The following is a 13,320-nucleotide window of genomic DNA, read 5'->3' on the forward strand; positions in this document are numbered from 1 at the left end:
TCGTTCGATAGGCTTTCAATGTGCAGGATATTTCTGAATGTCACTTTGTGTTTGCGTTGAATTCATGATTCTAAAAAAAAGATTTGCTCAGGAAGAATAGGCAATAAGTCGAGACAATCTTGCTACAGGTTCAGGGGATTCCTTTGACACAATAGCGCTATCGAAACGCCAATTCACTGTTTTACGGAGACGTTAATCATGACAACACAACACGAAATGACCGCCGCTGCCAACGCAGAAAAAGCGCCAAATGAAGGACGTCGTGACGTACTCAAATTAACCGGCGCAGGCTTAGTTGCATTAGGAGTAGGCTCAATGACTTCACACAAAGTAATGGCACAAACCGAACTCACCTTAGGTGATGAATGGGATAAAACCTTCGCGAAAAGCGACAAAGTTGACCACAAGAAAGTGACCTTCAAAAACCGTTACGGCATTACGCTTGCGGCCGATGTGTATCAACCGAAACAAACCCATGGAAAACTGGCGGCATTGGTGATCAGTGGCCCGTTTGGTGCAGTGAAAGAGCAGTCTTCCGGTTTGTATGCACAGACCATGGCTGAGCGTGGCTTCCTAACCATCGCCTTTGACCCGTCTTACACCGGTGAAAGTGGCGGCGAACCGCGCAATGTGGCGTCTCCAGACATCAACACTGAAGATTTCAGCGCTGCTGTTGATTTTGTGGGGCTACTACCAAATGTTGATCGCGAACGCATTGGTGTCATTGGTATTTGTGGCTGGGGTGGCATGGCTCTGAACGCTGTTGCCATCGACAAACGTGTGAAAGCCGTTGTTGCGAGCACCATGTATGACATGACACGCGTGATGTCTAAAGGCTATAACGACAGCGTGACGCTGGAGCAACGCACACAAGCTTTGACGCAACTCGGCCAACAACGTTGGGCAGATGCCGAGCAAGGTGAACCCGCTTATGGCCCAGTATCGCTTGAGTTAAAAGGGGGAGAGCCACAATTTGTGGTGGAGTATGCAGCGTACTACAAATCGCTTGAACGTGGCTTCCATCCACGCGCGGTGAATTCGAACGCTGCTTGGACACTGACCACGCCACTGTCGTTTATGAACATGCCGATTTTGACTTACATCGCCGAGATCTCACCGCGTCCGGTGTTATTCATTCATGGTGAAAATGCGCATTCTCGCTATTTCAGCGAAACTGCGTACGAAGCGGCCGCCGAACCGAAAGAACTGATGATCATTCCGGGTGCGAACCATACCGATTTGTACGATCAAATGGACGTGATCCCGTTCGATAAAATGACGTCATTTTTTCAATCGCATCTTGCATAAAAAATAGGTTAAACTATTGCCAGCTCAAGGCTAGTCAGGTTTTGGCTGGCAATAGTACGAAAGTACCAAATCTAACTCTAATAAAAAATAACCTATTCATTTTTCTAATAAAGTCATTCAAGATTCTACACAAATAGCGATATTCTCAAATGGTATGATTCAGTGAATCAAACCCTGAAACAACTTTATGAAAAATACGGTTAGTTGAGGTTGCTATTCAATGGAAACACCTAACGACAAAGTCGTCATAAACTCTCGCTTTCTGTTCGATGCGGTCGAAAAAAGCTTAACGGATGCGTACGACGAAAAAATCATTATTGGCGACAATGAATCCAGAATTCTGACGCTACTGACCAGCCATCCCAATGCGGTGCTGAGTCGAGAAGATATTTATCAACAGGTGTGGGTTGAACGCGGCAACAAAGTTGATGATTCCAGCTTAACGCAGTCTATTTCGTTACTGCGTAAGGTGTTGGGAGATAAGGCCACAAATCCCGAATACATTAAAACAGAAGCGCGCATTGGTTATCGTTTCATTGCGCCAGTCGATCCGGTGTATTCAGTCATTCCACTGGAAGAGTTGGTGGAAGTGACGGAGCAAAACGTGCAGCCTGCGGCGAATACGCGTCAGACGCCGGCTTATCCCGAACAGCGCTACATCAATAGTGAATTTCGGTTGAACGATGACGAGATGCAGCGTTTTCCATCAACCCGTTGCTTGTCACAGCTCATCACGCCACTGATGGTCACCTTGATCACGGCGTTATTGCTGCTGGATTTTAATGGCGCGCAAAGCATGCTCTCTTTCCTTTATCGTCGCATTCTTGAGTAGCCATGCAGCAAGTGAAATGAAATCCGCTTGTGTTGATAGCAGATAAACAAAAGGGCCTTTCGGCCCTTTTTCGCTTTACGCGAGCGTTTTTACTTTTAAACGGTTTTTGTTGTCGCGATTGGCCGTGATTTGCGCTTGATCGTCGATCGTACCGAGCGTTTTCGCTAATCGGTCGTACATCACCACATTGACTGTTGCCGCAAGGTTCATACAGCCGTTTGTTGGAACGTAAACCACGTGATGCGCTTGGTCGACCACGTCTTGTGGCAGCGATCCGTCCTCTGGGCCAAACAGATAAATCGCGTTTTGCGGATGGACAAATTGGGGCAGTGCGGTGGCACCAACCACCAACTCGACACAGACGATCTCAACATCCGGAGCAAGGTCCGCGGTCAGGTCTTCCATCTCCACAAGGGCGATCCGTGCTTTGCTGTTGTGCGTGTCGGTCTGAAATTTCACTGCGCGATTATAACGTGTGCCGTTGTAACGCACTTGCGTTGCGTTGTAGCAACCGGCAGCGCGCATCACTGCGCCGACATTGGTTGGACTTTTCGGATTGCTCAATCCAATGATGACCGTTGATTGTGTTGTCATGACGGGGGTTCTACTTCTGTATTGCAATTGGAGCGATTGCTCGCGAATGGCGGGATTATCGCTCTTACGCCCGCGAAGTGCTAGGCCAGATGGCGTTTTACGTATTTGAGAGTACGAATGAGGCGAATAAAATAGCTAAACGAATCGCATGATGATTTGATTAAGTGGTTTAATCGCATTATATTTTGATGTGAATAACGATAACTTTCGCATCAGAGGTCGCATTATGTGGATTTGGCAGCAGGACAACTGGCCGCACTTCACCTGGGATTCCAACACGGTCGCCCCGATGGTGAGACAAACACGTCTGAATCAAGGCATTCTGCTGGGAAAAATCACCAGCCAGTCACCTGATCAAAAACAGAGCATGCTGGATACCTTACTGGCGAACATCGTGCATTCCAGTGCGATTGAAGGGGAGACCCTCAACGCTTTCTCTGTGCGCTCCTCATTGGCTAACCGACTCGGTTTGACGGAAGAAAGACCGTTTCCTACGACAGAACAAACCGATGGTTTGGCGGAAATCATGCTCGATGCGGTGGAAAATTTGGATGCACCGCTGACATTAGAACGCCTATTGCACTGGCATGATCGATTGTTTCCCGAAGGCTACACGCTGTTTAATCCTGTCGTTGGCGGCCAACTTCGAGGTGACGCGCCGATGCAGGTGGTGTCTGGACGCATTGATAAGCCGACGATCCATTTTGAAGCGCCGGCTCGGGCGCGTTTGGACCAAGAGCTGGCCACGTTCATCGCGTGGTTTAATGACTCAAAACACGAAGCGTCGCTTGATCCGCTGATCCGCGCTGCCATTACCCATGTGTGGTTTGTGACGCTGCACCCGCTAGATGACGGTAACGGCCGCATCACACGGTTGCTGACTGACTTGGCGCTGGCGCAAGCTGAACAACAATCGGTGCGCTTTTATGCCATGTCGGTGTGTATTCTTGCCAACCGTAAAAGTTATTACGACATCCTAGAGCAAACGCAAAAAGGCGACTTAGACATCACCGCTTGGCTGGTGTGGTTCTTCAATACATTGGACGAAACCTTTGCTGAGGTACTGAAAGAGATCGATCAAACCCTATTTAAAACTCATTTTTGGCGCAACGTGGATCAAACCAAATTAACCGCCGAGCAAGCCAAAGTGCTCAATCGAATGCTGGATGGCGATTTTGAGCAGGGCATCAACACCTCGCAATACCACAAAGTAGCAAAAGTCAGTAAACCCACCGCGACCCGTCATTTGGCCGCGCTGGTGGAATTGGGCTGCTTAGTCAAATCCGACGCTGGCGGTCGAAGTACTCGATACCAATTAGCGACCTCATACCCAATATAAGTCTTATTTCATTCAATTATATGCCTTGAATTTGATATAGCGTCGACTATTCAAAAGTGGAACTCTGTATAGTAAATGCAAGTGAAAACATGCAGTTAACTATTAAGGTTCTCAATGAATCTCGAGCAATAGGACGCGATGATCAATGAAAGGAAAGGTATGAGAGTGTTTGGTCACATCCAGGATGTGAGCGTCGGGGATATTTTCGAAAACCGAATTGAACTGGCAAAAAGCGGCATTCATCCGCCGACGCAAGCTGGTATCAGCGGCGGAGCAAAAGAGGATGCTGATTCAAGAGCGCTTGAGTGAAGAATTAGAAGCCGCGGGCCTTGAAATCAAAAAACAGTTCAGTGATTTGAAAGGCACTCCGTTTGGTGACGGCGATGAAATGGCTTTTGTCATCGGCCATAAGTAATCCGTTCTTAGCGGTTTGACGTGAAGGGGCTTTTGGCCCCTTTTTCACGCCGGATTCTATACAGGGTTTTGACGAGGGGAAAGGCGCATCACGTGATAGACTTTCGCTTCAAACCTTGGATAAACTATTGCGATATCAATGTCTCATCGCGTTATTGATGGCATGCTGCGCAGCCGACGCATACCCGTGCCTCAAGCGAATGTCACTCAACCAAGCGTTTTCGGCGGAGGCTTGCACAATTTTCAACGGCGACCCACCACGTAGTTGGCCGTGTTCTCAATACGGGTCTTTTGGGTCGCATATGGTTTCACACCCTTTCGGTGTCTATTGAAAAGAATTAAGGATCGTTATGATTGATTTTTCTACGTTACCTGATGAAAGCTCAAAACGCTTTATCGCGGTATTGAATAAAAAAGTGGAGATGGGACGCCTGTTTAACGCGCTGGGCCACATGACAGCGGGGCTAGTCGGTCAAATTGAAGCGGTCGATGACCTTTGTTTTCTACAATATCAAGATAAAGATGGCGGCACGCATCCGTCCATTTCTCATTATCCTTTCATCGTCTTGAAAGCAGACAACTCCAATAAAATTCGAAAAGTGCGTGAAGAACTACTGCAACGCGGTCTTCCATTCACGGATTTTACACACACCATGATTGTCGGCTCGTCTGAAGAGCAAGTGAATGCGACCGCAGAAACTGCAGAACAGGATCTCGAATACTTTGGTATCTGTATGTTTGGTGATGCCGCTGAGCTGAAAGAGTTCACCGATAAGTTCAGCTTGTTTAAGTAAGGGTGACTTGAATCTCATTGCCCCCAAAAGCCCGGCATTGACCGGGCTTTTTAACGCGTATAAATCAGCCATTTTAGTGTCTGATATCGAAAAAATGGTGATGCCGAAAATTAGCAGACAACATCGTCGAATGGCCTCACAACCCGGCGAATTAAAGGCGCTGTGAACGCGTTTGCTTTGTGATATTTCAAACCGTTAGCACGGAGTCACACCGAGCGTGACCGTTTAAGAATAGTTACAAACAATGCGCCATTCAGCGTTCGATGAACATTGACCTTGTGACTACAATCGTTAACTATGTAATTGATTTTACGTCATAAGGAAGTCAATCGTCATCAACAGGTTCAATGGAATTCATGGTGACATTGTCACGTTTCGGTTGTTCACGGGTAACCGGGTTTCGAAATTCAACACAGAGCGAGTAAAGGAATGGCCATAACATACGAAGAGAAAGTCCCAAGCCCTGCAGAATTTTGCGAGATGCGCGTCAAAGCAGGCTTATCCCCAAAGTCGTTGCAAGCGGCCACCATTGCACTACCGAATAGTTTGTACGCCGTTGTCATTCGAGATGGCGATGAGTTGATTGCCATGGGGCGCGTGGTCGGTGATGGTGCGTGTAATTTTGAGATAGTCGATGTCGCTGTCGATCCACATTACCAAGGCAACGGATTTGGACGAGAAATCATGGAATACATCGATCGTTATCTCGCATCAGTGGTGCTGGAAGGATCGTACGTGTCGATGATTGCCGACCGCCCCGAGTTTTATGAAAAACTCGGCTATACGCTGGTGGCGCCGGCAAGTCATGGTATGACGAAAAAGTTTACGCCCCGCACCGCTTAAATCGAGTCTGACACAGACGTTTTGGCACAAAAAAGCCCGGCATTGTCCGGGCTTTCTCATGTGTCATCGCGAACGGTTATAGCGTGCGCAGGACCGACGTCAGGCGCTCGGCGGCATCAGCCAGCTCTTGAGGCGTGGAGTTGGTAAAGTTCAAACGTAGTGCGGAAGGGGCGTTATCCGGATTCGGGTAGAATACGGGGCTTGGCACCACCGCCACGCCTTTCGCCAGCAGCTGTTTAGCCAGTTCAAACGTGTCGCATTGTGGAATCGTCATCCACACGAACATGCCACCGTCCACCGGGTACACTTCACATCCCGCCGGCAATTGTTTGTTCAACTCATGGCACAACACTTGGCTGCGAGATTGATACAGTTCTCGAATGCGCGTCAGGTGTTCAGGAAACTGCGGATGTTCCAATAGCGCATGCAGCAATGCTTGCATCGGTACGCTGGAGTGCAAATCTGCGCCTTGTTTCACTTTGATCATCGGCGTCAGGTATTCGCTGCGGCCAGAGACCGCACCCAAACGCAGGCCTGGTGATGCAATTTTCGAGAAAGAACGCAGTACGATCGATTTGTTTGGACAGAAATCAGAAACGAGCGGGAAAGCATTACCTTGGAAACGCAACTCGCGGTAAGGCACATCTTCAACCATCACCACATCATACGCTTCGCACAGTGCTGCCACTTTTTGGCGTGTTTCTAACGCCCAGCTAATGCCGGTTGGGTTGTGAAAGTCGGGAACCGCATAGAACATTTTCGGGTGTTGGTTGCGGAACACATCTTCCAATTCAGCCAAATCAGGGCCTTGTGGCGTCTGTGTTACCGTCACAATCTCAGCTTCCACCAAACCAAACACCTGCATGGCGCCTAAGTAACTCGGGGCTTCCATCACGACTTTGTCGCCAGGGTTGATGTAGGCGCGAGCAATCAAATCGAGGCCTTGTTGAGAACCGGTACACACCATGACATCGTGGGTTGCTGGCAAATCAAAGTACTGTTTCAAAAACGCAATCAGTGGACCATAACCTGCGGTTGCACCATATTGAAAAACCTCAGGTTTTTCTGCAAGACCGGCTAAAGTGTCGCGCATCAGATCGATGGGGAATGTTTTTTCATCTGGCAAACCGCCAGCAAGAGAAATGACGTTTGGATCACTTGCCGCAGCTAAAATTTCACGGATGTAAGAGGACTTGATCTGTTGCAGTGAACGGGCGATTTCCATATGTGCTTCCTGTATTTATGCTTTTTTTATCTTTCGAATAGTACGACTCGTTGCGTATTTTTGTTTGTCCATTTATGCTCAAATACTTGTCCATTTATGCGATCTCAGCGATGAATCAACAGCACGTCTCTCGAATTAACGATATTTTGTATTATATCCATCAAGACATCACCAATGACTTATCCGCTCGACGTCTGGCGGACTTAGCGGCCTATTCAGAACAGCATTTTCATCGTGTATTTAAACAGGTTGTCGGTGAGTCGATTCATCAATACATTCGCCGCACGCGCATGGAGTACGCGGCCAATCAATTGATGTTTGATGACAGCGCCTCGGTGATTGATATCGCCAACAAGTGCGGGTTTAGCTCGCTTTCCTCATTCTCAAAAGCGTTTAAGGCAACGTTCCATATGTCGCCGGGCAATTGGCGACTGGGCGAGCAGCATCTCGACAGTCAACCTTATTTGAAGGATCCCGAAGTGGCGGCGGGCTACAATCGCGTTGCCAACCTCGATCTACCGACACCGAAAATAGTGGAAACCAAAGAGCGTTTCACGGCATACGTGCGCCATCAAGGCTATAACCGTTCGATCCAGCGCGCGTGGTTGGTATTGAAAGCGTGGGCGAAAGAAGAGGGGCGCCCGTTTGATCAGCACTTTGGCCTGCATCACTCCAATCCCGCTTGGGTTGAATTGAATCAATGTCGATACGTGGCGTGTTTGGCAATTGAGGAACCACTGAAAGTACGTGGCGTGGTGAATCAAATGACGATTCCAGGCGGGTTACATGCCATGTTCCGGCTGCATGGCGTGTATGGTGAGTTGTTGCCACAAGTGAGCAAAATCTTTGAGCAATGGCTGCCCACCTCGGGTTATAAGCTGCGTTCGACACCCGCTTATGTCCACTATCACAAGAACCATTTTCTGGCTGAAGATGAGCGGTTTGAAATTGACTTCTATCTCCCCATCAGTTTCTTCTGATTCAATTCATATCTGATTCAATTCATATCTGATTCAATGAGTCATCGACACGCAAAAAAAACACGCCAGGGGGCTGGCGTGTACCTAAGAGAAGCGGTGTAAGAAAAGGACATGGACCTTAAATGGAGTAATGCGTAAACAAGACTCGTGTTTAAGCGTTTGTACAGTAACGCCGCCGTCTTACAGAATTGTTGCGGAATGAAGAAGATTTGGATCTCCCTTCGCCGCTAACCAGTTGTTATTGCTTCGGATTGCGATATTTGTGCAGCACATCGAGTGGAATGTGGCAATAATCGCTTGGGAAGCGCGTCAGGCGATCCTGATGTTCATCATCGCTTTTTACGTAGTTCGTCAGCGCCAGCACTTCAACCGCGATGCGGTCGGCATCTGGGCGTTTGGCGATGTACTCGGCGGCATGTTTTAGGTGCTGCGGGTTGTGGCTGTAAACGCCAGTGCGATATTTCGGGCCAACATCGATACCTTGTTTGTTGATGCTGTAAGGGTCGATGATTTCAAATAAGTAATCCATCAACTGCGCAATGCTGACTTGCGCAGGATCGAATTGGATGCGCACGCACTCGGCGTAGCCGTCATATTCGCTTTGTGTGGTTTTGGTGGTGCCATTGGCGCGTCCAGCTTCGGTCAGTGTCACGCCCGGCAAATGGCGCATAAATTCTTGAACGCCCCACAGGCAGCCGCCCGCAAAATAAATCTCTTCCATTGTTTACATCTACAACGTCATGAATGTGGTGCGACTCTAGCAAATTGAGGCGGTAGGAGAAACCCGATCAGACGCAATAAAAAGCCTGCTTGAACGCAGGCTTTGGCTGTATGGGAATCAGGCTAGATCAGCGTTCGCTGACGGCGGCCACCGATGACGATGATGTGGACGCTGTATTTGTCTCGTGTTCAGGCAGCACTAAGGTCATTACAATAGCGGCAATGCCACTGGTGGTCACCGGAGAACCAAACACGCTTTGCAGCAACTTGGGCATCGCTTTCATCACATCCGGTACCAGCATCACGCCCAAACCGATGCCAAACGAAACAGCCAGAATCATCAGATTGCGGCGATCCAAGCGCTCACGCGCGATGATTTTAATACCTGCCGCCGCAACGGTGCCGAACATCACCAAGGTTGCGCCTCCAATCACGGGTTTGGGAATCGTGGTGAGAATCGCGCCAATCATCGGGAACAACCCCAATACGCACAGGATGAGCGCGACAAAGTAACCCACATAACGGCTGGCGATGCCAGTCAGGTGAATCACGCTATTGTTCTGACTGAACGTGGTGTTTGGAAAGGTGTTGAATACCGCGGCCAGCATCGAGTTCACGCCATCGCCGAGAATGCCGGATTTCACGCGGCTTAAATACGCCGGGCCAGTGACGGGCTGTTTGGTGATCATGCAGTTGGCGGTGATATCGCCGGTCGATTCAATCGCCGTAATCGCATAAATCACGGCAATTGGCACAAACGCGTACCAGTCGAAGTCAAAGCCATATTTGAATGGCACCGGAATACTGACCAACGGCTGCTGAAAGGCGTGACCCAGATGCACCATGCCCATGCTGGCGGCGGCCACATAACCCAATACCATGCCGACCAGAATCGAAGAGAGGCGCACCATCAAATGACGAGAGCGGTTGAGTGCAATGATGGTGACTAACACGACTGCGCCGAGCGCTAAGTTGTGCCATTGGCCAAAGTCGGGTGCGTTGACGCCGCCGGCTAAATCCGTCATGCCGACTTTAATCAGGGAAATGCCGATGGTGGTGACCACAATGCCCGTGACCATTGGCGTGATGATGCGGCGTAACTTGCCAATGCATTGCGAAAGCACAATTTCGATAAATGCCCCAACGAAACAGACGCCAAAGATCAGCGCCAGAATCTCTTCCGGGCCACCGCCTTTGGCTTTGGCGATAAAGCCTGCTGCCAGTACCGAGCTCAAAAACGCGAAGCTGGTGCCTTGTACACAGATCATGCCTGCGCCAATTGGGCCAATGCGTCGCGCTTGAATAAACGTCCCGATACCAGACACAATCAGCGCCATGCTGATGAGGTAAGGCACATGATCGCCCAATCCCAACACGCCGCCGATAATCAGCGTAGGGGTGATGATTCCGACAAAACTGGCCAGCACATGTTGCAGGCCTGCGTACAGTGCTGCGCCAGGCGTTGGCTTATCGTCGAGCCCGTAAATCAGGTCGTGACTTTCCTTGTGAGACATACTGACTTCCTTGTATACAATATTGTTGACATATTTTGCATCAATACAGCAAACACTATGCCAGTAAATTTCTGACCAGTTAGTCAAGGTAATTCAGCGAGTTAGGCTATAACGCACGAATGTTGGTGCTGAAATGTTGTTCGATTGTGGTGCACTTGCATTAAATTGGGTTGCATAAAAAAACCGCCGGACAGGAAGGGCGTCGCGGCGGTTTGTAAAAACAGAATCAACGAGTTAAGCCGGGTGATGCGCAATCCAGTGACGAGCAATTTGTTCGCGAGTCGCCACCCAAACACCCTCATGCTGCGCGACGTAGTCGAGGAATTTCTTTAACGCCATAAAACGACTGGGCTTACCAATGACGCGGCAGTGTAGACCGATCGACATCATTTTGGGTTTATCGGCACCTTCTGCGTACAAACAGTCAAAGTTCTCCTTGAGATACTGAAAGAACTCTTCCCCGTGACTAAACCCATAAGGGGAGGAAAACCGCATATCGTTGGTATCCAAGGTGTAGGGCACAATCAGGTGCGGACGCGTTGAACCGGGATGCTTGTTGTCTGGCACTTGGGTCCAGAATGGCAGGTCATCCCCGTAGTAATCTGAGTCATACAGCAAACCGTCTTGTTCAGCGACCAACTCGCGGGTGTTGGGGGAATCGCGGCCAGTGTACCAACCGATTGGGCGTTTCCCCGTGAGGGATTCAATCAGATCGAGTGCCTGATACATGTGCTGGCGCTCTTGCTCGATCGGCATGTTCTGGTAATGAATCCATTTTAAACCGTGGCATGCGATTTCGTGCCCATCTTCAATGAAGGCTTGTGTTACTTCTGGGTTACGTTGTAACGCAGTCGCAATACCAAAAATGGTCAGCGGTAATTCCCGCTTTTTAAATTCGTTAAGAATGCGCCACACCCCAGCGCGCGAACCGTATTCATACAGGGATTCCATGCTCATGTGGCGAGCGGGGAACGGCTCGGCGCCCGCAATTTCCGATAAAAAGGTTTCGGCGTGCGGATCGCCGTGTAAGACGCAGTTTTCTCCGCCTTCTTCGTAATTCAAGACAAACTGCAGCGCGATTTTTGCGCCGCCTGGCCAGTTGGCATCCGGTACATTGTCGCGGCCGTAGCCGATGTAATCGCGAGGATTTGAGATTTCCATATCGAAGTTCCTTGTCACTGACTTAACGGCTCCAATGTTGATAACGGCCGTGAAATGATTTTTGAAGTGGCGCGGCGTAGTTGCCGCTTTTGGACGTCGTGAGTTTGAGTGCTTGTAATGATTCGGCTAATTTGACGGCGGCTGCCACACCATCAATCACTGGCACATTGAGCGCCGCGGAGAGTTCGGCTGCTAAATCAGACATCCCGGCGCAGCCGAGCACAATCGCTTCCGCGCCGTCTTGGTTGATGGCAGCCCGGCACTCTTGCAACAACTGTTGATAGGCCGATGCCTGAATCTGTTCCAGATCCAGCACCGCGATGTCGGTTGCGCGAACGCCTGAGCACAGATGATGGTAGCCGTAACGATGCAGTAGATGCTCGGCTGCGGGCAGCGTGCGCGACATGGTGGTCACCACACCAAAGCGGTGTGACACTAAACTTGCCAATTGAAATGCTGCGCCCGCGATACCAATGACAGGTACTGAAGCCAGTTCGCGCGCGGCATCTATCGCCGGATCGCCAAAACAGGCGATGATATGGGCGTCAACGCCTTCTGCTTCACCTTGTGCAATCACATCGAGCAGCGCTGCGGCGGCAATGGTTTCATCCAAGGCGCATTCGATACTTTCCGGGCCATGCGCCGGATTGCGGGCGATGATTTCACTACTGTATAAACATACAGACTGCGCAGAAAGTGCTATTTTGTCGGTCATGCCCTGACACGTATTGGGGTTGATCAGTTGAATTTTCATTGATTAATCCATGTGCGCGAACAGCGAGTTAAAATCCACCTGAGCATCCTGTTTGCCCGTTAACGAGATCGACTGTTTGATGTGAAGTAGGTGGTGGCGCATCCATTCTTGTGCTTGGCCGACTTTACGTTGGTCGAGCAGATCAATCAGCTCAACATGATCGCCACAATCGCAGCTCACACTTTCGCGCGTACCGTAGGCGGCTATCACTAGCGATGAGCGGTAGCACAACTGCTCAATAAACTCTGCCAGTACCTGATTGTTTCCCATACGCGCCAGTTCATAGTGAAACTTCGCCGTCAGTTGAATCGATTTAGAGAGATTGCCTTCATTGTCTGCCTGTTTTTCCAGCGCCACCATGTCACGAAAATGCTGCGCGACTTTCAGATTCCAGTTTTCACTGATTTCAGGCACCAGAAGTGGTTCTAACATAATGCGGCTATCCAACACTTCTTCTGCTTCTTGGCGGCTGGGGCGGTTCACCTGCGCGCCTTTATTGGGCTGAATCACCACAAACCGCTCCAGCGCCAAACGTTGCAGCACTTTTCGAATCCCTGTTCGGCTCACACCAAACGCTTCTGAAAGTTTATCTTCTGGCAGTCTTTCGCCTGGGGGAAGCTGGTGCTCGACGATCGCTTTCAGCATCTTTTGATAAATTTTTTCGTCGTTAGACATACGCACTCTCTTTACTGTTGTATACAACTTACCGCTGCAATATGTATACCATGTTGTGAAAGGTCTACAGGCCAATCAATCCGTCATTCTCGATTTTAAATCGCCAATTTGCTGAAATTTTATGCACTAACATGTGGCGTGCTGAACTTTCGTGGTGCATTCTAAGT

Annotated in this window: 14 protein-coding genes; 7 read left to right on the plus strand and 7 right to left on the minus strand. The window is 49.5% G+C overall.

The annotated features are described in order from the left end of the window. The first annotated feature begins 198 nt into the window (after positions 1 to 198). Both VFA_RS16970 and VFA_RS16975 read left to right on the plus strand, forming a co-directional pair. The gene (locus VFA_RS16970; RefSeq protein WP_004728080.1) at positions 199 to 1,308 is read left to right on the plus strand and encodes an alpha/beta hydrolase; all 1,110 of its coding nucleotides are present in this window, start codon (positions 199 to 201) and stop codon (positions 1,306 to 1,308) included. A gap of 220 nt (positions 1,309 to 1,528) precedes the next feature. Beyond that, a complete protein-coding gene (locus tag VFA_RS16975) occupies positions 1,529 to 2,140 on the plus strand; it encodes a winged helix-turn-helix domain-containing protein (RefSeq protein WP_004728081.1) in 612 nt (203 codons plus the stop codon). 75 nt (positions 2,141 to 2,215) lie between these two features. Here VFA_RS16975 and VFA_RS16980 read toward each other — a convergent pair whose 3' ends face one another. After that, positions 2,216 to 2,734 (minus strand): RNA methyltransferase, encoded by a 519-nt coding sequence (locus tag VFA_RS16980; protein WP_004728082.1) that lies wholly within the window; start codon positions 2,732 to 2,734, stop codon positions 2,216 to 2,218. A gap of 226 nt (positions 2,735 to 2,960) precedes the next feature. On the opposite strand from VFA_RS16980, the gene VFA_RS16985 reads away from it, so the two are divergent. From VFA_RS16985 to VFA_RS16995, 4 genes are all read left to right on the plus strand, one after another. Next, positions 2,961 to 4,073 (plus strand): Fic family protein, encoded by a 1,113-nt coding sequence (locus VFA_RS16985; RefSeq protein WP_004728083.1) that lies wholly within the window; start codon positions 2,961 to 2,963, stop codon positions 4,071 to 4,073. Positions 4,074 to 4,232: 159 nt separating this feature from the next. Then, on the plus strand, positions 4,233 to 4,382 hold the full coding sequence (locus VFA_RS23495) for a YDG/SRA domain-containing protein (protein ID WP_232281740.1): 150 nt from the start codon (positions 4,233 to 4,235) through the stop codon (positions 4,380 to 4,382). Positions 4,383 to 4,837: 455 nt separating this feature from the next. Then, the gene (locus VFA_RS16990; protein WP_004728086.1) at positions 4,838 to 5,281 is read left to right on the plus strand and encodes a DUF2000 domain-containing protein; all 444 of its coding nucleotides are present in this window, start codon (positions 4,838 to 4,840) and stop codon (positions 5,279 to 5,281) included. 429 nt (positions 5,282 to 5,710) lie between these two features. Further along, on the plus strand, positions 5,711 to 6,124 hold the full coding sequence (locus tag VFA_RS16995; protein WP_004728088.1) for a GNAT family N-acetyltransferase: 414 nt from the start codon (positions 5,711 to 5,713) through the stop codon (positions 6,122 to 6,124). Between the two features lie 76 nt (positions 6,125 to 6,200). Here the strand turns inward: VFA_RS16995 and VFA_RS17000 are convergent, their stop codons facing one another. Next, entirely contained in the window at positions 6,201 to 7,349 is a 1,149-nt protein-coding gene (locus VFA_RS17000; protein ID WP_004728089.1) for an aminotransferase-like domain-containing protein, read from the minus strand. A gap of 110 nt (positions 7,350 to 7,459) precedes the next feature. Here VFA_RS17000 and VFA_RS17005 point away from each other — a divergent pair, with 110 nt between their 5' ends. Next, a complete protein-coding gene (locus VFA_RS17005) occupies positions 7,460 to 8,329 on the plus strand; it encodes an AraC family transcriptional regulator (protein ID WP_038152372.1) in 870 nt (289 codons plus the stop codon). A 238-nt stretch (positions 8,330 to 8,567) separates the two neighbouring features. Here the strand turns inward: VFA_RS17005 and VFA_RS17010 are convergent, their stop codons facing one another. From VFA_RS17010 to VFA_RS17030, 5 genes are all read right to left on the minus strand, one after another. Next, on the minus strand, positions 8,568 to 9,050 hold the full coding sequence (locus VFA_RS17010; protein WP_004728091.1) for a peptide-methionine (S)-S-oxide reductase: 483 nt from the start codon (positions 9,048 to 9,050) through the stop codon (positions 8,568 to 8,570). A gap of 127 nt (positions 9,051 to 9,177) precedes the next feature. Then, positions 9,178 to 10,563: a nucleobase:cation symporter-2 family protein gene (locus tag VFA_RS17015; RefSeq protein ID WP_004728092.1), complete on the minus strand. Its 1,386-nt coding sequence runs from the start codon at positions 10,561 to 10,563 to the stop codon at positions 9,178 to 9,180. A gap of 234 nt (positions 10,564 to 10,797) precedes the next feature. Continuing rightward, positions 10,798 to 11,724: an allantoinase PuuE gene (gene puuE, locus VFA_RS17020; protein ID WP_004728093.1), complete on the minus strand. Its 927-nt coding sequence runs from the start codon at positions 11,722 to 11,724 to the stop codon at positions 10,798 to 10,800. Between the two features lie 22 nt (positions 11,725 to 11,746). After that, positions 11,747 to 12,478, minus strand: a complete 732-nt coding sequence (locus VFA_RS17025; RefSeq protein ID WP_004728094.1) for an aspartate/glutamate racemase family protein — start codon at positions 12,476 to 12,478, stop codon at positions 11,747 to 11,749. Positions 12,479 to 12,481: 3 nt separating this feature from the next. After that, complete coding sequence (locus tag VFA_RS17030; RefSeq protein ID WP_004728095.1) at positions 12,482 to 13,153, minus strand: GntR family transcriptional regulator; 672 nt, start codon at positions 13,151 to 13,153, stop codon at positions 12,482 to 12,484. Positions 13,154 to 13,320: the final 167 nt, after the last annotated feature.

The organism is Vibrio furnissii CIP 102972 (assembly GCF_000176175.1).
GTDB lineage: Bacteria > Pseudomonadota > Gammaproteobacteria > Enterobacterales > Vibrionaceae > Vibrio > Vibrio furnissii.